Below are 18548 nucleotides of genomic sequence, written 5' to 3'. Positions count from 1 at the left end.
TTCTTTAATGTTACTTAGCCTTTCTGTACTCCCTCTCAACTTTCTGCATACGTAATAAAAGCACTTTGTAACGTCTCTGTCCTTCAGGGGAGTTTAATAAGTGTTTGTTAGCCTTGACCTGTTTCAATTGAGCTCTTGCATATTCCACTCTTTTGTATGCTTCCTCTTTACTTTTCTTCATTAAGCTCTCCCTCCTTCTTAGAAAACTCCTCAATATCTTCTAAGAGTCTTATAAAGTCAGCTTTCTCTACTCCTGCTTGCTTTGAGAGATAGCTTATTGTTTCCTCAGTCTTCTCAGGGTTTACCTTCTCAGGGTACTTGCCAATAAATTTCAGTAGACACCCTTCTTTACGAGAAAAATTCAAAGATCTCTTAGCTAGTATAATGTTACATGGAGCATTTCCCAGGGAGAATCTGTTCCCTAATGCTGTTACATGGTCAATAGTGAGCGGGTCTGACTCCGTAGCTGGCTCTCCTGTCAACATACAGCGACCATTAGCATGAGCCAGGAGCTCTTTTAGTTGCTCCTCTGTGAGTGTGTCAGCTAAGCCTACTTCCTTAGCCCTCGCTCTGTGGCGGTAAACTGAGCGCTTTAGCTTTATCCCTTCATAGTACGCTCTTTGGCGCTCTCTCCAGCAATCTTTGCAATAAGGTCTGAGTCTTTCCCCGTTTTTGGGGAACTCCTCAGCTAACTTGAGGTGTCCACAGTCTTTGCAGACCTTCTGGAGTATCTCTCCAGTATTACTTTCAACTATCATTATCTGTTTTGTAATTTTTGTCTCCTCAATTACTTTCCCCATGTTTAACACTCTCCTTTAATTATTGTTCTCTCTTTTTTTTTTGCACTCAAATAGCCCTCCTCATAGAGCAGGGTTTACTGTGTGCTTTATCTGTTAAAGCTCATTGGCTTTACCATTCTTTCTTTTTGTTCAATTCGTTCTCAATAATGTCTGTAACATCCTCAAGTGTCACTTTCTTGAGCTGTCTACTCACTAATCTTGGGTGCAATATAATTGCTGTTCTCCAAGTTTTAACACCAGTGAGAAGCCCTTTTCTCATCATGCTTGGAATAAGTCTCTTAACAGTAGGTAAGCTTAATCCAGTTAACTCAGCAATTTTTTCTCTGTTTAATAACTCAATTTTATTAAGCTCCAACTCATGGGGGTTTTTGCTTATAACATAAGCTCTCGTGTTAAAGTGTGGTAGTAAATGTAAAAATAACCCCAGTTCTTGAAGAGTAGCTCCTTTAATAACCTCTCTGAGCTGTGTAACAAACAACCTTGAAAAGAACCCTTCTCCTTGGCTTTTTCCTCTGTTAGCTATCTGGGTGTTAATTGAATAGTAAGTACTTCTCCCACTCTTGTGAGCTGTAACATAACCAAGGTTAACCAATTCAGATATACTTCTCTGAAGAGCTCTCTCACTCTTGTTAGTCAGCTTAGAGAAATCTTTTATGCTAAGCTCTTTACCATTGTGGTATAAAAGTCCACTCTCTCCCAGCTCCATATATGCAAACATACTCAAAAGCGTTCCTGCTTGTGTTAGCGTTAATGTATTCACTATGAGACTACACTCCCTTTCATTTACCTTAGTAAACTGTCTCTTATCAGCATTTAATAATTTTTGCTTTTGCTTATATGCTTCATTAGCTTCAACTCTTTCTGGTGTTATTGCTTGACCACCTAACTCCACGAGCTCTCTTATAGTTAACTCTCCATAGTCCCTGCTCATTCTCTTTTCCTCCTGCTCTACTGTTGAGCTTCATAATATTTGTCTTTCGTGTTAGAACCACCTTTCATACTGAGTAAATCTTAATGAGCCTGGACAACTCCTCCTCACTAAGATTAAGAGCGTTAACAATACGCTCTAACATTGAAAAGGATACCCCTTCTCTTTTGGTTAAGTTATAAACAGCTTGCTTCTCCATTGGTGGGTTACACCTTTGACCAAACTCCTCATAAGTCATTCCTTTTTCTTTGAGTAGCTGTTTTAGCTCAAAGCGAATAATTTTTTGTTTTTCCATTATTAAGTACCTCCCAGTAAATTGCTTTATGTTATAAAATGTACTCTCCAATAAAAAAGAAGAAGCTAGGGGGTGCTAGCTTTCAACAAATTAAAGGACAGTGCTAAAGATGATTGCTAGACATTACAAGCTTGCTCTAAAGACTATGAGAGGAGCCAGCACAGGAATACTGGCTCAACCATAAACATAAGAGGATGTTTGCTTGGACTATTAAGAGCAAGCTCAAAAGTTTTACTGTTAAATAAATCCTCTTGAGTTTGATCTTAATTTCCCCTTCACTATATATATCGGGTTAGCGTTTATTCCCTCTTAAAAGTCCCTCTACTATATATATCGGGTTAGCGTTTATTCCCTATTAAAAGTCCCTCTACTATGTATACCGCTTTAGCGTTTACTCTCTATTAAAAGTCCCTCTACTATATGTATCGGTCTAGCGTCTAATCCCTATTAAAAGTCCCTCTACTATGTATACCGCCTTATCGTCTAATCACCTCTAAGGGAGCGGAAGGGTTTTCTCCCAGGGTTACATATGGCACACATTAAAAAGGGCTTGAGCCCTTGGTGTTACTGGCTTAAAAGTACTTTAGTAAGGAGAAATGCTCTTACTCTCTTGTAATTTTCCCAGTATCAAATATGTCGTCAATCACCCCTCCCCAGTATCAAATATGTCGTCAATTAAAAAGACCTTGAGCCCTACAGCCCCAAGTGTTAGAGGGCAATTCACTCACTTGAGCCTTATTATGTATGTTGTAGTTAAAATTGCTCCTCAGTATCAAATATGTCGTTAATCACCCCTCCTCAGTATCAAATATGTCGTTAATTAAAACCAGCTTCACCTCTAGAGCCCCAAGGGCTAGAGGGCAATTCACTCACTTGAACCTTATTATGTATGTTGTACACTAGCTCTATTAGCTTCTCCCAGGGTTACATATTAGCTCTATTAGCTTCTCCCAGGGTTATATATTAGCTCTATTAAAACTAGCTTCAACCCTTGATATGACTGGCTCCAGAGCACTTTTGGAAGGAGAAATGCTCTTACTCTCTTATATAGAGCACATTATTACAGCTCCAAGAGTGCCAGCTCATAGATACATGTAAATAAAATAGGAAGGTGGACTAAATAGCTTAATTAATAGTGATTAGATAATTTTTGCACATGAGAGTTCCGGTATTTCCTAAAAAATGCACATGAGATTTCCGGTATTTTTTAGCCCTTCACCCTTAGAGCCCCAAGGGTTAGAGCCACTTTCAAGGGGAAATCATTATCTTTGTTCTTATGGAACGCTTAGAGCCACCTCATAGATACATTGAATATCAATAGGAGATAGGAACTTAGGAGCTTAATTAATAGTGATTAGATAATTTTTGCACATGAGATGACCGGTATTCCCTAAAAAATGCACATGAGATGACCGGTATTTTATAGCCCTTCACTCTTAGAGCCCCAAGGGACGAAGCCACTTTTAAGGGTAAATCATTATCTTGTTCTTATAGAAAGCTAAGAGCCAGCTCATAGATAAAATAAAAAAATGAGTGTTACTAATGAGTGATAACTAGGAGGATAACCTAAGAGGGCTAGCTCATAGATACGTATAAATAAAAATAGGAGGTGAACCTCATTAGTTACACTAAAGAGAGCTACCTCTTATATGCGCTTTTACTCTAAATTATAGTTTGAATAAATAGCTACATACGAATAGAAAAGACCCCCTACCTCACATATTTTAGATACATTCATGAGGTAGCTCCAGAGTGGACTAAGGAGTGCCACCTCATAGATACATCAAATAATAAATAGGAGGTGGACTAAAGAGTGCTAGCTCATGAATACATTAAATAAAAATAAGAGGTGGATTAAAGAGTGCCACCTCCTTAGGGCTCCTTTCATTCACTCTCATATTTAATCTAATATATCCTAAAATAAAAAAAATAGGAGTGCCCTGAGCCAGCTAACTCCTTTTCTTGTCGCTCCTCTGAGCTGGAGCTCTCTAGTGTGACTCCATAGAAAGCTCTGTGAGCTTCTCTAAGAAGCGTTAACCTTTCCAGGTGCTATATGTCTTACTGAGGTCATACTAAACGAGAGAGAGCCTCCTGAGCTTCTCTGTGGACTTCCCTTTACTGTAAAATAAATATTATAAAAAAATGAGGAGGGGACTTAGAAAAGCCCCCTCCCCCTGTGAATCTCTGTGAGCTTCTCTAAGGAGTTATAGCTCCAGGAGGTATTAATACTCCAGTCATACCTTAATTGTTTAACAGTGAGCCAGTATGGAGCTCTGTGAGTGTTTGCTGGGGAGTGTTACCTCTGGAGAGAGTACTCCAGAGTGTAGCCTCTTCAGTTCACTAAAGCGTTTTACTCTGTGGTATATTTTCTGTAAATGGCTCCATGCGAGATGAGAACGACCCCCATATTACATTTTTTTAGAGTTGTCCTCTCAATGAACACAATATAGAGTTCTTGTGTCCACTCTAAAAGAACACCTCATGAGAGCCCCTCACTAGCTCCTCATAGAAAGCTCTAGCCTTTCTAGTGTTAAGCCTCTTAGCGACCTCTCAGGAATCCAGAGAGAGGCTCTCAGAGAGTCATTTACAGAGTGTGTTTCCTTAGACCGCTCCTCAGTGTAAGGCTCTTTACATAGTATGAGGTGAACCTTATGAGCCAGTCTCCCAGGCTCTCTCCTGTTTTGCTTTCCTCTCAGGAGTTAAGCTCCTAGTGGTCTTTACAGAAGCTATTACGAGTCCAGAGAGAAGCTCTCAGGAGGTAAACTCAAGAGTGTGGCTCCTCAGTGTGATACAAATAATCACAGTATGAGCTAGCCCTCCTGGAGCCAGCTCTGAAAGCTCTCTCCTGTTTAGTTTTCCTCTCAAGGGCTATACCTCAGTAACCTTCTCATAAGCTTTCAAAGCTCCAGAGAGAAAGCTCTAAAGTGATACCCTTTAAGAGTCCAGCTCATAGGTAACAAAGACATAAAAAAAAGAGCCTTCCCTTATGAGGTGGCTCCTTCTCTAACATTTCTATAAAGTGTAGCTTTACTTACCTTTGTGATCTGGCATATTTCTTTAACAGTCATACCGTTATTTTCTCTATCATGGAATAACTCTAGAGCGTGCTGGAGAGATTTGTTCTTATCAGTATATTTCTTTGGTCTTCCCTTGTAAGCTCCTCTTTGTTTGGCTAGCTCTATCCCTTCGAGCTGGCGCTCCTTAATCATATCTGCTTCAAATTCAGCTATCCCAGAGAGTACAGTAATCATAAGCTTTCCTATAGGAGTGTTAGTGTCTACCTTATCCCCTCCCATGTTTAGCACTATGAGACCTACTCCCTTGTTATTAAGTGTCTCAATAGTTGAGAGAGCGTCTTGAGTTGATCTGGCAAAGCGGTCTAGCTTAGTTACTACAATAGTGTCACCTTCTGAGACAGTCTCCAGGAGCTTGTTAAATTGCTCCCTGTTCTCTTTGTTCCTTCCAGAGAGCTTTTCTTTATATATCTCTTCTGAGCCAGCTTCAGTAAGTGCTTTAATCTGACTCTCCAAGTTTTGCCCTGAGCTAGAGACTCTTGCGTATCCGTACTTCATGTATCATTTCCCCTTTATTTTTGAAACATGTATATGAGACTTTGTTAAGCCCATCATATCAGCGCCTCAAAAGTGTGTCAATAGGGTAAACTTAAATGATACACTAAAGAGGGTACTCCAGGAGCGACAATTCACAGCAACATCTTATGAACTGGCTATCTCATGGAGACCCTGGGAGTTTTACTGGTTAGTGTGTAGTGTTAACTCAAAAAAAAAGGACTCCAGGAGGTTAACTCTGGAGGTTCCTTCATTGGTTAATGGTATTTATGAGGTGGAGACTAGGGAGTGTGTTTCTCTAGTAGACATAATTGAGCAGTGTGTCTCTTGAGTGTATAATACTGAGTGGCTAATAATGAAAAGTGACCGTATAGAGGGGAAGGTAAAACAATTTACACTCTCTAGAGTCTAGCTCCCTGGAGCTCCATACCTTAGAGTCTAACTCCATCAGCTCCACACTTCATACCACTACTAACAAGTTATACACTCATGAGACTACCTTCAAAGAATACTAGCTCTCTAAAGTCTAACTCCCTGGAGCTACTCTCTGGGTAGGTTCACACTCCAGGGGTTTTACTCTCTTTTGCTTCTCTACAAACAAGCTTCCTCATAGAGAATAAACTGAGGTAGCATACATTAAAAGTTTCTTCCAAGAGGGTACTCAAGGAGCTTAAGGTTATCAGGGGTAGATTAATCAACCTGTAAAATGTCATCTGCTGGAACATCAGAGAAGTAATCTCTTATAATTGTGTCCAGCTCCATAATTCTTGAACTATTTATAACTATTCCTAAATGATTTGGAACAGGGGTAGCTATAATATTAGTTGGAATATCTTTTGTAATAGTTTCGCCTCTAGCATTATGTTGGTATGTAGCATATACTACTCCTAATAATTTTATTGAGGTGAATGGTTCATACGTGTCTGGATTAAATAATTGTTTAACCGAGAACACAGGTGACCCACTAGAACCAGGATAAATAGCGCAATCAATTAAAAATTCCTTTTTAGCTTTATAATTTACTGAAGGCATTGTGGCTAATGTTCCCTTTCTAAAAACAGGGAGGTTATGTAGTTCATCCCAAATTCCATTTGGATAACCTACTACAACTATATCTTCAGAGGGATAGTATTCTTTTAGCGCTTCCTCTTTAGAAATTTGGTGCAAGCTAATACCATAATAATGAGGTTTAATATTATCTTTGAAAGCTACCCTATACATAGTCTCTATAGGAATCGCACATAAATCAACATTATCATCAGGATGCATAATGATTAATTTAGACAGATCAAATGTGAATTGACAATGTTTTTTAGTCTTAGTACCATCTAAATTTGTTGAGTGGAATCTAACGGTGATCTCATGTGCATTTCTTATTACGTGTTTGTTAGTTACAATACAGGGAACACTTGCATACTTCCCATTTATAGTCTGTTCTGCAAACCTAATGATAAATCCAGTACCACTACTACTAGTTCCATTTTGGTGATTACAATGAATTCTTACTGTGGAATAATTAAGTTCTTTAGTGTCCATTTAAATAACCTCCTTTTATAACTCATTCTATGAAATGGAAGTGTTTTCCTGCTTACGTACTAAATGTTCCTGTCTTTAATAAAATTAATAAATCTCTTTCCATAAGAGTAAACTATCACATTCTCTCTGGTAATTTCCTTTTCATCTTCTGTTCCACCACCACCAAATTTCATTCCTTTACTCAAAACACCTAGTAAGCCCATATTTTGGAGTTTCACATCAACATTAAGAGTTACTGCCTTCTCTTCTTCTCCTTCAAAGTTATACTCCTCAGTTAATGACGTTAAGTAGAATAGCCTCTTTATATCTAGATAGCGCAAGTCTTTTAATGTATCAAAGTAGTTAAGCACCATTGACTCCATAGTTTTTTCTTCAATAAAGACGTTCTCAAAGCCATTAAGTATAAACTGTATTTTAGCGTCTTCATGCTCTTCAATTAAGTTCTCTAATACTATTGGAAATATCCTCTCGTTAATGTACTCAGCGCTCATAATCTCTGAAGAGTGTAACTTAGCTATTCTACTGAGTTGCTCTCTATGCTCTTCAAACCTTCTTGCTAAACGATTAAGCTTTATATGTGAGACTAGCTTCCCTAGGTAAGGAACAAGCTCAAATGCAACCTCAAGAGAATCTGATAACCCAGGATTAATACGGTCTAAAGCTTTATAAACTGGCTCTAATAACTCCTTTTTCATATAGCACCCTCCTTAAGATATATCTAATAAGATTATACCAATTAAAGGAAAATACTTCTATTACTCTTCCAGCCAGTTAAACCTCTGGGAGCTTACAGCTCTCCTTTGTTCTGTTGAGAAGACCCCTGAGAGTGCTCCCCAGAAGTACCCTCCAAAGCTGTTCTTTATTCTATTTGTCTTGTATGCCATAACTGTAGCCTTAAACGATCTAATAGCTGGCTCTATAATGTCTACCACTGAAGGAGCATACTTCCTAGCTACTACCTGAGCTTTACTCCACAGGGATAGAGCCTCCTCTGGTTTTACAAATGGTTTAACTGTATCTATAAATTGAGCTGGTATAAACTCAGATAAATAAGAGTAGTCTAGCTCCTCCTGGTGTCGTATGTATTTAATATCTTTTTTGTATGCTTTAAGATAAAATGTTTCCCTTTTAGGAGAACCCTCCTCAGCCCCTTCTGTAACTGGCTTGGAGGCTTGCCTTCCATCGGTCAACTCGATAGGTCTAATAATAGTTAAAGAACTCCCAAAGCCTCCAGAGACCTCTCTCAGTTGTCTTACTCTTTGAATTACACCTATGTCCTTAAGCCGTTTTAGAGCCCTCTGTGTTGTTTTGTAAGAGACCTCCAGCTTATCAGCCATTGTCTGGACTTTCATAAATGAAACACCTATAAACTTGCAGGAATAACCAGCAAGCAACCTTAATAAGCTTCTATCTAATTCTTTAATTTCAAGAACCTCCAGAGCTTCACTTACAAACTCATCCATATTAGAAACACTGGAGAAGGTCTCCAGCTCTCTTAGTTTCTTCATTAATATACTCCTCCAATTAAGAAGAGGAGCACCCCTTGAGATATATTTATGAAAGTAGTAAAATAACCCATGGAGGAGTGCTTCTCCTTCAGCTTAGTTGCAGGAGCTACCTATTTCAGTTTGGTCGCTGAGGTAGCTCCTTCTTTATGTTCTCTTTTAATTCTTTTTGTATTTCACTAGCTCTGATCTTTGGTGTAAAAACTCCCTGACTTCTTTCACTGTTAACCCTGCTTCTTTAGCTTCAATAATTAAAAAGAGCCAGTCTCTATAAATATTGTTCATACTGGTTCCACCTCCAGGTTTTTATAACAAGTCTCTAAGTGGATTGCTATTGTCCAGAGACTCCTTAAGCTCATGAGCAAAATAACCTACATATCCCTGAGTGACACTTATTTTAGAGTGTCTTGCTAAGAGTTGAACCTCCCTAAGATTACTGCCATTCTTGAGAAGCGTCTTGATATAGTACGCTCTTAGAGCATGAGGTGAAAAATCCCCAGTAATACCAAGCTTCTTCTTAAGTCGCTTAAAAAAGTTCTGTATACCGTTCTTACTAAAGCGCCTGCCTTCTCTAGTTACGAATAGAGCCTCTGGGAGCTTATCTAACTTCCTTTCCAGGTATAGCCTCCAATCAAGTAACTCACGAGCTAGAGACTCTGAAAGTGGAACACTTTGAGCTTTCCTGCTCTTACTGGTTCTAATGGTTATTAAGTAGGTACTAAAATCAATATCAGACCAGTTTAAGCGCTCCAGCTCTGAGATACGTAAACCAGTACCAACCATAAAGAGTAAAATGACATAGTTTCTCCTGGCTGTGAATGTATCTTCTCTTCTTTTGGCTCTCCTGAGGTGGGAAAGAGCTAGCTTTATGTCCTCTGTCTTTACGATCTTTGGGGAGGTGTCTTCCCTGGTGAGCTTAACTCCCTCAGTAAGTACTTTCTCAGTTAACCCCTCTTGGTGTAACCATTTGGAGAACACTCTCAGGAGCTTAAGCTTTGAATTAATTGTTTTCGGTTTATTTCCTCTCTCTTTGTACTCCCTCAAGTAACCTTTAAGAATTTTGGGAGTAAGCTCCTCAAGCTGTTCAACCCCCTCATGGTCTAGATACTCATTTAGTTGCTTAAAAAGTGCCACATAACTGTTTAAAGCTGATTCCGTTAACCCTTCAAAACGCTTCTCACTGATAAACTCCTTTTGAATACTTTCTATAAGCACAAAAAAACCTCCTCAGACTGTTTTCAGTCCAAGAAGGTTGTTATGATTGTCAAGTTGTGACCCTTGTACATGTACCACTTGTGAAGGTTGCCATGTCTGGGGAATTATATTAGCTAATAAGCTTAGAACTGCCAGTGTGGCGCTCTCCCAGCTGAGCTAATGCCCCGTAAGTAATAATGGGAATGTTGTAATGTGACTCACAATTTAAAATTATAAACAGATTTGCAGTAATAATCAATAGTTTTTTAAAATTTTTTCATTAAAAAATAATAAAAAGAATATACCACAAGAATCCTGCGACAATTGCTGCAAAAAAGCCGGATATTATATTTTCTTTTATTACTTTTTTATGTTTAATGGCGTCAAAAATAATCCAGCCGATGAACATCGTTATGGCGAAAATTACAGCTTGAAACATGAGCTTTCCTCCTTCACTTTTCCTATCGTACCAAACTTGTGAATGAATTGCATTAAGTTTTGTCCATAATGGGAAAGACAGAGTCTGAAAGGAAGAGGTTGATGATTCGCGTAGCTTTATTTTCTGAACTATATGCTAAACGATTTGTTTTATTAAAAATTTTAACCGGCCTTTTTTTGTTTGCTGTATTGGTAGGAATGGTGATGCACCGAATTGAACCGGACGTTTTTGCCACCATTTTTGATGGCGTATGGTGGGCGATAGTCACCATATCCACGGTAGGGTATGGAGATTACGTTCCTGTCAGTCTGACAGGGCGACTTCTAGGCATCCTTCTTATTCTTACGGGGATTGGTATATTCTCGTATTTTATTACTAACCTCGCAGCTTCGACAATGATGATTAAAGAAAAACGGGAAAAAGGGGACGGAGAGTTTAAAAACCACGGCCATCTGCTAATTGTAGGATGGAATGAACGAAGCAGGAGACTTATAAGGGAAACACACCAGCTTTACCCGTTTAAAGATATCGTCATGGTTGATGAAACCCTGCAAAAGCTGCCATCAGAATATCATTACATCAGATTTATAAAAGGCAGCCCGAGAGAAGATGAAACGTTACAACGGGCTAATTTACAGCTGGCCGAAACGGTGGTAATCACAGCGAACCTTCATATTGAAGAGAGGCTTGCCGATGCGAATACCATTTTAACTCTGATTGCCATGAGAGGGCTAGCCCCTGATTTATATACCATTGCAGAGATTATTACGCACGACCAGGTTAAGAATGCAAAACGGGCCGGTGCGGATGAAGTGATTGAAGCCTCACACCATGTCAGTATGTTATTAATGAACAGTACGCTGTATCATGGCTTAACAGATGTCGTTACTAAAATGCTTGACCATAACCACAGGGATCACTTGTGTCTCCATAGGTTACCCGAGGCTCTTATTGGAAAAAGCTTTGCTGAAGCTGTTCAGCAGGAGACGTCCCATGATCAGTTTTTGCTGGGGGTGAGACGTGATAAAGAAGCTACACTTCACCCCCATCCTGCCGATAAGTTTTTTTTGCAAAAAGAAGACGAGCTTATTTATGTTAAACGGTAAGCTCGTCTTTTTAGTTCCTTGGTGAAATTTCCATATTATTTAAAATAATCTGCTCAAGTTCACTGACATATTCCCTTCCTGTCTGCACCCATTCCTGCGGGAATTCAGCGTCCGGGTCCTGCGGTTCAGAAAATTGATTCAGCAGAGGGTTCGGATCGTGTACATTATCATCCAGCCCGCGCTGATATTTATGAGCCAGAAGAAAAGGTCTTCCTAACGTCACATGAACCCCTTTTACATCAAGCTCTTCCCCGTCAACTGCTTCAAATGGAAGTCTTACAAACAAATAGCTGCCGTTGTCTGCCATTTTATAATCAAAATATCCATGGTCATATTCCCAGCCTCCTCCAATAACGTAACCGACTGGTTTAAGTTTCTTTTCTAAATCAATTAACTTGAATGTGTTATTTTCAAGACGGGAAGGTATCTCAATCATTAGCTATTCCTCCTTGTTTCTTTAGGTAGGAATAGCTTCCCCATCTTAAACGTTGTTATTACCCGCTCAGCTTAGATAGCTTCAAAAGCTACTGGCCAGATGATGCTCCCTGCTTTTTCAGGAGAATGTTTTACTGTAGTAATGTAGCGTTTAACCGACTCATCTGAACCGACCGGGCAAATCATTGCGGCATTCCATGTTTCCATTTTCACGGATGGAGAAAAACTGTTAAACCAGTTCTTCCTTTTTGGATGGACGGGTATAATTACCTCTCTTTCCATGTTAAATGTTTCCATTAATGCCTCCGCCATCTGGCTTGCATACTGTTTATTATGTGAGAGGAACATTTTTATTTCTTTTGTTCTCTTATGAATTCTGACGAAGCCCGCCGTCCTGCCTCGTTCTTCATAAACAAGACTTAGAATTTCTTTGTTCGTACTAAGCCATGAAGTTAACTCTTTTTCAGGTTTTAATATAAGAGGAACATCCCGATTTGTTTCTTCCCACATTTCCATTAAGGCAGGCAGATCACTAGTAGATATTTTTCTTGATGTAAGCTCTGTTTTTTCTGCAGACGTTCCGTTTAGCTGAATGGCTAAAGCCGCTTCACCAAACATATTTGTTTCATAGCCAAACCGCGTATAATACTTCTCATGGCCGAGCAGAAGAATAAATGATAAGTTTAGCTCTCCGGCTTTTTCATGGACCGCTTCCATCAGACGGCTGCCTACTCCTTTATACTGATATTTTCTTTTAACACCGATCGGGGCCAGAATCCCCCCTCTGACTGCAAGGCCATATAAATGAAAAGTGTATGGCACGACCAGTACGTGGCCTGCTATTTCATTATCCAGTTGCGCCACTAGCGAAAGTTTAGGGGTAAATCCTTTTTCCTGCCTTAACAGTGCTGTAAGAACACTTTCCTCCTGGCCTGTACTTTCATAAAAGGCGTCAGCGTGAACCTCCGCTATCCGTCTGAAATCCTCCCGTTTTTCCTCCCGAATGATCATATGCTGGTTAGTTTCCAACGTCCTTCTCTCCTTTTATAGCAGGAGCACATAAAAAAACAGCGCCCAATGCGGACGCCAATTAAACCGATCTTCACACCGGAAAGTTTTAAATTGTATGCCTCCTGTATTAATTAAGATAGATTTCCATAGCAAATAAGCCATTAACAAATGACTTTTTAAACATTTTTTGCTTTTCATCATTAATTAATTTAGGACGCTCACACAAATTCCCCCAGTATACTGTTACCTCAATTATAGCACCCTGTTTCCCAATTACAATAACTGGGGGGACAGACCCCCCAGAAGTTTCCAAAAAAGCATGTCCCCTTAAGAGGACATGCTTTTTGTATTACTTTTCTTTCAAACGTTTTTCCAGTTCTGCTTTTTGTGCTTCGAATCCCGGTTTGCCTAAAAGGGCAAACATGTTCTTTTTGTAAGCTTCCACTCCCGGCTGGTCAAACGGATTGACACCTAACAGGTAGCCGCTGATCGCACAAGCTTTTTCAAAGAAATAGATGAGATGGCCAAAGTGATATTCATTTAATTCAGGAATTTCCACTACGAGGTTAGGGACGCCTCCATCAATATGGGCCAGCATCGTTCCTTCATAAGCTTTATCATTAACAAAGCTCATCGTCTTTCCAGCTAAATAGTTTAAACCATCCAAATCATTCTCTGCTTTATCAATTGTCATTTCTTCAGTTGCTTTTCCAACATGAAGAACTGTTTCAAACAGGTCACGTCTGCCGTCCTGGACATATTGCCCGAGAGAATGCAAATCTGTTGAAAAGTCAGCTGCTGCAGGGAATATTCCTTTCCCGTCTTTCCCTTCACTTTCACCGTACAGCTGCTTCCACCATTCTCCTACATAGTGCAGAGAAGGCTCGTAGTTTACCATCAGTTCAACCAATTTCCCTTTATTATAAAGAGCGTTCCTTACCGCAGCATACTGATAAGCCTCATTATTTTCCAGATCAGGCGTGCTGTACGCTTCTCTGGCATCCGCTGCACCTTTCATCATCGCCTCAATATCGAGCCCCGCCGCAGCAATCGGCAATAGCCCTACAGCTGTGAAAATGGAGAAGCGGCCGCCTACGTCGTCAGGAATCACAAACGACTCATAGCCTTCCTCATTCGCAAGCTGCTTTAAAGCGCCTTTCTCTTTATCAGTTGTAGCATAAATACGCTTTCTCGCTTCTTCTACACCGTACTTTTCTTCAATATACTCACGTAAAATACGGAACGCAATAGCCGGTTCAGTCGTCGTCCCGGATTTGGAAATAACGTTAAGGGAAATATCTTTTCCTTCAATCACCTCCAGCAGGTGGCGGGCATAAGTGGAACTGATATTATTTCCCACATAAAAAATCTGCGGCGTCTTACGTGCTTTCTGGTCTAATTCATTGTAGAAAGTGTGAGTTAATGCTTCGATTGCAGCACGGGCACCTAGGTAAGAACCGCCGATGCCTATAACAATTAATACGTCAGAGTCTGACTTAATTTTTTCAGCTGCTTTTTGAATCCTTGAGAACTCTTCTTTATCGTAGTTGACAGGCAAGTCAACCCAGCCAAGAAAATCGCTCCCTGCGCCTGTCCCCTGTTGAAGGGCCTCATGAGCATTCTTGACTGCTCCTGCCATGTAATCCACTTCATGCTGAGATAAAAAAGATGAAGCTTTTGAGTAATCAAATGATACTGTATTTGCCATGAATTGATCTCCTCCGTTTATAATAACTTCTTCCCCTTTTCACTTTATTAAATTGAAGGCTGATAATCAAGTGAACCTTCATTTGTAAACGGTTCCAATTGTGATTATTTTTCAAACTCTGCAAAGAAAGGGGGTTCTCAAAAGTCTAACTTCTGAGAACCCCCTCTTTATACTTACAATGACGCTTTTAAAATCTCTGTCACATCGTTTTTATTCAACTTATTGAAGTTTCCAAATGGCCCATTTACCATCGCTTTATCTGCCATCACATCTATTTGGCTGTCATCGATATTATAATCAGCCAGACGGCTTGGCGCACCGAGAGAAGTCCAGAATTCTTCAAGTTTACGGATTCCCTCTTCAGCGACTTCCTGATTTGTTTTTCCTTCGGGATCCACTCCCCAAACGCGCACAGCCAGCTGAACCAGCTTTTCCTCGCCCATCTCCAGATGATGTCTCATCCACTGCGGGAAAATGATAGCGAGACCTCCGGCATGAGGGATATCGTAGACCGCTGACACGGCATGCTCAATGTTATGAGAAGCCCAGTCCCCTTTAGTACCCATCTGCAATGTGCCGTTTAAAGCGATGGTTCCTGAGTAAAGAACGGTCTCCCGAAGTTTTACATCTTCCAGGTTTTCAACGAGACGAGGCCCTGATTCTATGACGGTATGTAATACCGCTTCACACATCCGTTCTTGTAAAGGCGTGTTTTCCTGAGGATGAAAATACTGTTCTAAAACATGAGTCATCATATCTACGATCCCGTATACTGTATGGTCTTTTGGAACAGATAACGTGTTGCGAGGATCCAGAATAGAAAATTTAGGGAATACAAGCGGACTTCCCCAGCCATATTTCTCATGAGTTTCCCAATTTGTAATAACTGATCCGGAATTCATCTCAGAGCCGGTGGCTGCCAAAGTTAAAATTGTCCCAAAAGGCAAGGCGCTTTCAGGTTTTTCTTTTTTAGTGACTAAATCCCAGACATCACCGTCATACTGTGCTCCTGCAGCCACAGCTTTTGTGCAGTCGATGACGCTTCCTCCGCCTGCAGCTAAAATAACCTCAATATTTTCCTTTTTACAAATTTCCACGCCTTTATGCACAGTTGACAGCCTCGGGTTTGGCTCTACACCCGAAAGTTCGTATGTCTCAAACCCATTTTCATTCAGTAACGTTGTTACTTCATCATAAAGGCCATTTCTTTTAATGCTTCCTCCTCCATAAACGAGAAGAACCTTAGTTCCTAGCGGTTTGAGCTGTGCAACAAGCTGCTCGTTCACTTGTCCTTCGCCAAAAATTAAACGCGTCGGATTCTGATAAATAAACTGATCCATAAATCATGACTCCTTTCGAATAATCGCCGTATTCACAAGTATTATCTCTTAAGTTTTCATAAAAAAGCAAAAGATAACAATTATATTGTTAGTTCATGAATAATTTATGTAATCATTAATCATTCTATAAGAGAAGCACATTTGCTTCTGATTGTGACTAATTTACCCCTTATAAGGAGGTGAGGTGCGCATGAACGGAATTCAACGTACTGCATTAGTGCTGACCATCATCGGTGCTGTAAACTGGGGTCTTATCGGGTTTTTCAGATTTGACCTGGTCGCGGCGATATTTGGAGGACAGGCTGCAGGTTTCTCCCGTTTCATTTATGCCCTCGTAGGATTGGCAGGGTTGTATTGTATTTCTCTATTATTTAAACCATCTGAGGAGCTGGAAAGAAGCCCGGAACCACAAAGATAAGAAGTTTTCCTTTGTGGTATAGGTGCTGTTAGCTCAATCACAGCATCTGTAAATGAAACCATTCGAATGCTTCCATTTCAGTTTCAGCTGTGAATGGCACAGCTAAACCTCACAAAACGAGAAAAGAGGTAGCCCTGTCAGGGCTGCCTCTTTATCGTTTAAGTGAAAAGCAGAAACCATTATTTTTTGATGCGCTTGTTTAAATCTGCCTGGATTTCGTTAGATTGCTTCAACCAGTCTTTAAGCTTGTCTTCAAGAGTGTTAAACCCTTGAGTCTGGCTTTGCTGTCCTCCACCGGAACGTTTGTTTCCACCTCCGCCGCCGCCGCGAGGGCCGCCGCTTTGCTGGCGTGGACGCTCAGTACGCTCAGGCTTTGGCTGAGTTTCTTTAATAGAAAGTGAAATTTTACCGGATTCTTCGTCCACTGAAAGGACTTTAACCTTTACTTCATCTCCTACAGATAATTGCTCATTAATATCTTTAACGTACCCGTGAGCAATATGGGAAATGTGAACAAGACCCTGTTTCTTTTCATCTAACGCAACAAAGGCACCAAATGGCTTAATTCCAGTTACTTTTCCTTCAACGATACTTCCTACTTCATATTGACCTGACATGAAAACAACTCCTAATTATTTATTAACTGTGTAATTATAACACAGGAATATAAAGTTGACAAAAGGTTTCTTTAGCCCTGTTTTTCCTTCTTTGTTCTTGACACCGGTTCTTGCCCGATTTATATTAAAACAATTGCCCGTTCTGTGTGTATGTAAAACGTCAATTTCATCAACCGTTGTCATACAACAGCCTGACGAAAGCCAATCGGTTTTTTCCGCCGGACGTTCCGGATCAGGCTGCAACTGGAAGGGGCTTATTTAAATGTTAAAAGGAGGTAATTTAACCTATGTCAAAAACACCTGAACAATGGACATCCAAATTAGGGTTTATCCTTGCTGCAGCAGGTTCAGCTATAGGTCTCGGCGCTATATGGAAACTTCCTTATGTAGCCGGTTCCAGCGGCGGAGGGGCCTTTTTTCTCATTTTTTTATTGTTTACACTATTATTAGGACTTCCATTGTTACTGGCAGAATTTACCGTTGGCCGGTATACACAAAAAGAAGCTATTACAGCTTACAGAACAATAGCTCCTGGAGGAAAATGGCACTGGATAGGTAAACTTGGAGTGTGCACATCATTTCTCTTATTATCTTTTTACAGCGTAGTAGGCGGGTGGATTCTCGTTTATCTGTTCCGTGCTTTTACTTTAAATATTCAGGGAATGAGCCCTGAAGAGTTTGGAGCAATGTTTGAAAACACTATCTCTAACCCGGTACTGGCTGTCCTTGCCCACCTGATATTTATACTGCTGACGATTTTAGTCGTCCAGGGGGGGATTCAAAAAGGTATTGAACGGTCTTCAAAATTTATGATGCCCGCTCTTTTTATTTTATTTGTGATTATTGTTATCCGGTCGGTGACTCTTGACGGTGCTATGGAAGGGGTTAGGTTCTTTCTATTGCCTGACTTCTCATCGATGACCAGGGAAACCGTTCTATTTGCCCTAGGGCAGGCATTTTTCTCTTTAAGTCTTGGTGTGTCAATCATGGTCACCTACAGTTCTTATTTGAAATCACAAGAAAGCTTGCCAAGATCTGCGGTATCTATAGTAGGCCTGACAATTTTTATTTCCATTTTAGCCGGACTTGCAATCTTTCCTGCTGTATTCGCATTCGGGCTGGAGCCTGCAGAAGGACCTCCGCTGATTTTTATCGTCCTGCCTGCCGTTTTCAGCAGCATACCATTAGGGAACTTATTCTTTATTTTATTTATGTTCCTTTTATTGTTTGCCACACTAACTTCTGCCTTTTCATTACTCGAAATGGTTGTGGCGTCGATTACTAAAAACGATCCGTCTAAACGGAAAAAATCGGCTTGGGTGGCTGGGACATTAATTTTCCTTATGGGTATTCCCTCAGCCCTTTCATACGGTATATTAGCCGAACCCTACTTTTTCGGCCTGACCTTTTTCGATTTTGCAGATTTTATTGTCAGTAATGTTCTGCTTCCATTAGGCGCATTTCTTATCGCTGTTTTTGTGCCTTTAAAAATCAGTAAAAAAACCCTTTCCAAAGAAATTCAGAAAGGGGCGGGAATGAAACGATTCTGGTTTGAAGCCTGGTACATCCTGATTAAATACGTCACGCCTGTGGCTATCGTAATTGCCTTCCTCCATGTTACAGGAATTATTTAACAAATGCATATTT

Annotated in this window: 19 protein-coding genes; 3 read left to right on the top strand and 16 right to left on the bottom strand. The window is 40.2% G+C overall.

The window, feature by feature from the left end:
- Nucleotides 1–10 precede the first annotated feature (10 nt).
- The 11 genes from K8O68_RS07705 to K8O68_RS07655 all read right to left on the bottom strand — a co-directional run bounded on the left by K8O68_RS07705 (nt 11) and on the right by K8O68_RS07655 (nt 10266).
- The gene (locus K8O68_RS07705) at nt 11–181 is read right to left on the bottom strand and encodes a hypothetical protein (protein ID WP_230896333.1); all 171 of its coding nucleotides are present in this window, start codon (nt 179–181) and stop codon (nt 11–13) included.
- Nucleotides 168–800 (bottom strand): hypothetical protein, encoded by a 633-nt coding sequence (locus K8O68_RS07700; RefSeq protein WP_230896332.1) that lies wholly within the window; start codon nt 798–800, stop codon nt 168–170. Before K8O68_RS07700 ends, K8O68_RS07705 begins: the two co-directional genes overlap by 14 nt.
- Before the next feature lie 109 nt (nt 801–909).
- Entirely contained in the window at nt 910–1731 is an 822-nt protein-coding gene (locus K8O68_RS07695) for a helix-turn-helix domain-containing protein (RefSeq protein WP_230896331.1), read from the bottom strand.
- A gap of 64 nt (nt 1732–1795) precedes the next feature.
- The gene (locus tag K8O68_RS07690; RefSeq protein ID WP_230896330.1) at nt 1796–2023 is read right to left on the bottom strand and encodes a helix-turn-helix domain-containing protein; all 228 of its coding nucleotides are present in this window, start codon (nt 2021–2023) and stop codon (nt 1796–1798) included.
- A 2984-nt stretch (nt 2024–5007) separates the two neighbouring features.
- Nucleotides 5008–5595, bottom strand: coding sequence for a recombinase family protein (locus K8O68_RS07685; RefSeq protein WP_230896329.1), 588 nt, complete (start codon nt 5593–5595; stop codon nt 5008–5010).
- A 687-nt stretch (nt 5596–6282) separates the two neighbouring features.
- Nucleotides 6283–7128 (bottom strand): S1 family peptidase, encoded by an 846-nt coding sequence (locus K8O68_RS07680; protein WP_230896328.1) that lies wholly within the window; start codon nt 7126–7128, stop codon nt 6283–6285.
- Nucleotides 7129–7187: 59 nt separating this feature from the next.
- Nucleotides 7188–7823, bottom strand: coding sequence for a hypothetical protein (locus tag K8O68_RS07675; RefSeq protein WP_230896327.1), 636 nt, complete (start codon nt 7821–7823; stop codon nt 7188–7190).
- A gap of 60 nt (nt 7824–7883) precedes the next feature.
- The gene (locus K8O68_RS07670; RefSeq protein WP_230896326.1) at nt 7884–8636 is read right to left on the bottom strand and encodes a transcriptional regulator; all 753 of its coding nucleotides are present in this window, start codon (nt 8634–8636) and stop codon (nt 7884–7886) included.
- Between the two features lie 156 nt (nt 8637–8792).
- Nucleotides 8793–8918 (bottom strand): DNA-binding anti-repressor SinI, encoded by a 126-nt coding sequence (gene sinI, locus K8O68_RS07665; protein ID WP_230896325.1) that lies wholly within the window; start codon nt 8916–8918, stop codon nt 8793–8795.
- Between the two features lie 21 nt (nt 8919–8939).
- Nucleotides 8940–9848 (bottom strand): tyrosine-type recombinase/integrase, encoded by a 909-nt coding sequence (locus K8O68_RS21425; protein WP_230896324.1) that lies wholly within the window; start codon nt 9846–9848, stop codon nt 8940–8942.
- Nucleotides 9849–10107: 259 nt separating this feature from the next.
- The gene (locus K8O68_RS07655) at nt 10108–10266 is read right to left on the bottom strand and encodes a hypothetical protein (RefSeq protein ID WP_230896323.1); all 159 of its coding nucleotides are present in this window, start codon (nt 10264–10266) and stop codon (nt 10108–10110) included.
- Between the two features lie 101 nt (nt 10267–10367).
- Between K8O68_RS07655 and K8O68_RS07650 the strand changes: the two genes are divergently transcribed.
- The gene (locus K8O68_RS07650; protein WP_230896322.1) at nt 10368–11372 is read left to right on the top strand and encodes an ion channel; all 1005 of its coding nucleotides are present in this window, start codon (nt 10368–10370) and stop codon (nt 11370–11372) included.
- A 10-nt stretch (nt 11373–11382) separates the two neighbouring features.
- Here the strand turns inward: K8O68_RS07650 and K8O68_RS07645 are convergent, their stop codons facing one another.
- The 4 genes from K8O68_RS07645 to K8O68_RS07630 all read right to left on the bottom strand — a co-directional run bounded on the left by K8O68_RS07645 (nt 11383) and on the right by K8O68_RS07630 (nt 15866).
- Nucleotides 11383–11808, bottom strand: coding sequence for a YugN-like family protein (locus K8O68_RS07645; protein ID WP_093054745.1), 426 nt, complete (start codon nt 11806–11808; stop codon nt 11383–11385).
- Nucleotides 11809–11879: 71 nt separating this feature from the next.
- Complete coding sequence (locus K8O68_RS07640; RefSeq protein ID WP_230896321.1) at nt 11880–12836, bottom strand: GNAT family N-acetyltransferase; 957 nt, start codon at nt 12834–12836, stop codon at nt 11880–11882.
- A gap of 331 nt (nt 12837–13167) precedes the next feature.
- A complete protein-coding gene (locus tag K8O68_RS07635; protein WP_230896320.1) occupies nt 13168–14526 on the bottom strand; it encodes a glucose-6-phosphate isomerase in 1359 nt (452 codons plus the stop codon).
- 173 nt (nt 14527–14699) lie between these two features.
- The gene (locus tag K8O68_RS07630) at nt 14700–15866 is read right to left on the bottom strand and encodes an iron-containing alcohol dehydrogenase (protein ID WP_230896319.1); all 1167 of its coding nucleotides are present in this window, start codon (nt 15864–15866) and stop codon (nt 14700–14702) included.
- A gap of 190 nt (nt 15867–16056) precedes the next feature.
- Here K8O68_RS07630 and K8O68_RS07625 point away from each other — a divergent pair, with 190 nt between their 5' ends.
- Nucleotides 16057–16284: a DUF378 domain-containing protein gene (locus K8O68_RS07625; protein WP_093054739.1), complete on the top strand. Its 228-nt coding sequence runs from the start codon at nt 16057–16059 to the stop codon at nt 16282–16284.
- Nucleotides 16285–16463: 179 nt separating this feature from the next.
- Here the strand turns inward: K8O68_RS07625 and yugI are convergent, their stop codons facing one another.
- The gene (gene yugI, locus K8O68_RS07620) at nt 16464–16901 is read right to left on the bottom strand and encodes a S1 domain-containing post-transcriptional regulator GSP13 (RefSeq protein WP_230896318.1); all 438 of its coding nucleotides are present in this window, start codon (nt 16899–16901) and stop codon (nt 16464–16466) included.
- Nucleotides 16902–17188: 287 nt separating this feature from the next.
- Here yugI and K8O68_RS07615 point away from each other — a divergent pair, with 287 nt between their 5' ends.
- Nucleotides 17189–18535: a sodium-dependent transporter gene (locus K8O68_RS07615; RefSeq protein WP_230896317.1), complete on the top strand. Its 1347-nt coding sequence runs from the start codon at nt 17189–17191 to the stop codon at nt 18533–18535.
- The last annotated feature ends 13 nt before the right edge of the window (nt 18536–18548 follow it).

The organism is Salipaludibacillus sp. CUR1, from assembly GCF_021028955.1.
GTDB lineage: Bacteria > Bacillota > Bacilli > Bacillales > Salisediminibacteriaceae > Salipaludibacillus.
This window is presented reverse-complemented; position numbering and strand designations above follow the sequence as displayed.

Coding starts and splice junctions, on each gene's coding strand:
- K8O68_RS07630 (WP_230896319.1), bottom strand. CDS start 15,866: ATGGATCAGTTTATTTATCAGAATCCGACGCGTTTAATTTTTGGCGAA.
- K8O68_RS07690 (WP_230896330.1), bottom strand. CDS start 2,023: ATGGAAAAACAAAAAATTATTCGCTTTGAGCTAAAACAGCTACTCAAA.
- K8O68_RS07675 (WP_230896327.1), bottom strand. CDS start 7,823: ATGAAAAAGGAGTTATTAGAGCCAGTTTATAAAGCTTTAGACCGTATT.
- yugI (WP_230896318.1), bottom strand. CDS start 16,901: ATGTCAGGTCAATATGAAGTAGGAAGTATCGTTGAAGGAAAAGTAACT.
- K8O68_RS07700 (WP_230896332.1), bottom strand. CDS start 800: ATGGGGAAAGTAATTGAGGAGACAAAAATTACAAAACAGATAATGATA.
- K8O68_RS07645 (WP_093054745.1), bottom strand. CDS start 11,808: ATGATTGAGATACCTTCCCGTCTTGAAAATAACACATTCAAGTTAATT.
- K8O68_RS07695 (WP_230896331.1), bottom strand. CDS start 1,731: ATGAGCAGGGACTATGGAGAGTTAACTATAAGAGAGCTCGTGGAGTTA.
- K8O68_RS07670 (WP_230896326.1), bottom strand. CDS start 8,636: ATGAAGAAACTAAGAGAGCTGGAGACCTTCTCCAGTGTTTCTAATATG.
- K8O68_RS07685 (WP_230896329.1), bottom strand. CDS start 5,595: ATGAAGTACGGATACGCAAGAGTCTCTAGCTCAGGGCAAAACTTGGAG.
- K8O68_RS07625 (WP_093054739.1), top strand. CDS start 16,057: ATGAACGGAATTCAACGTACTGCATTAGTGCTGACCATCATCGGTGCT.
- sinI (WP_230896325.1), bottom strand. CDS start 8,918: ATGAACAATATTTATAGAGACTGGCTCTTTTTAATTATTGAAGCTAAA.
- K8O68_RS07635 (WP_230896320.1), bottom strand. CDS start 14,526: ATGGCAAATACAGTATCATTTGATTACTCAAAAGCTTCATCTTTTTTA.
- K8O68_RS07705 (WP_230896333.1), bottom strand. CDS start 181: ATGAAGAAAAGTAAAGAGGAAGCATACAAAAGAGTGGAATATGCAAGA.
- K8O68_RS07655 (WP_230896323.1), bottom strand. CDS start 10,266: ATGTTTCAAGCTGTAATTTTCGCCATAACGATGTTCATCGGCTGGATT.
- K8O68_RS07650 (WP_230896322.1), top strand. CDS start 10,368: ATGATTCGCGTAGCTTTATTTTCTGAACTATATGCTAAACGATTTGTT.
- K8O68_RS07680 (WP_230896328.1), bottom strand. CDS start 7,128: ATGGACACTAAAGAACTTAATTATTCCACAGTAAGAATTCATTGTAAT.
- K8O68_RS07615 (WP_230896317.1), top strand. CDS start 17,189: ATGTCAAAAACACCTGAACAATGGACATCCAAATTAGGGTTTATCCTT.